Below are 470 nucleotides of genomic sequence, written 5' to 3'. Positions count from 1 at the left end.
CGCCCGGGCGACGGTCCGCCGCTGGTCCCCGTCGGAGGAGCTGGTCAGGTCGAGGTGGATCCGGTTCGGGCCGGGCTTCGGCTCCCGGCTCGCGACGAACCGGAGCCGATAGCCGGCGCCGCCGGGCGGCACCAGCGCGGCACCGGCGCCGTCCACGGCCACCTCCCAGTCGAGCAGCACCGACCAGAACCGGGCGAGGCCGGCGGGATCGTGCGCGTCGAGGCGGAGAGCGACGAGCTCGGAGGTCACCCGTGCGACGCTAGATCCGCCGCTGCCGGCCACGCAACGCGATTGCTCATCCACAGGCCCCGGTGGAAAACCTGTGGGCAATAGTCCGATCGGCTGTGGACGACCGGGGTCGACCCTGTGGGGAACCGACGAGTTCCTGTGGGACCGGAAGTTTGTCGGCACCAGCCCTTGCGCACCCGAAGCGCTCGGGCATAGAACTTCTCCCACGCACTCCGGCAACG

The 470-nt window shown here is 71.5% G+C and carries 1 protein-coding gene; it reads right to left on the bottom strand.

Annotated features, from left to right (window positions below):
• Window positions 1-249 (bottom strand): VOC family protein (locus tag Q0L15_RS21460; RefSeq protein ID WP_296606800.1); only part of this gene is annotated, 249 nt, incomplete at its 3' end.
• Between the last annotated feature and the right edge of the window lie 221 nt (window positions 250-470).

The sequence above is a fragment of the Nocardioides sp. genome (genome assembly GCF_024509035.1).
GTDB lineage: Bacteria > Actinomycetota > Actinomycetes > Propionibacteriales > Nocardioidaceae > Nocardioides.
The sequence above is the reverse complement of the archived record's forward strand: the minus strand, read 5'-3'. Positions and strand labels throughout refer to the sequence as shown.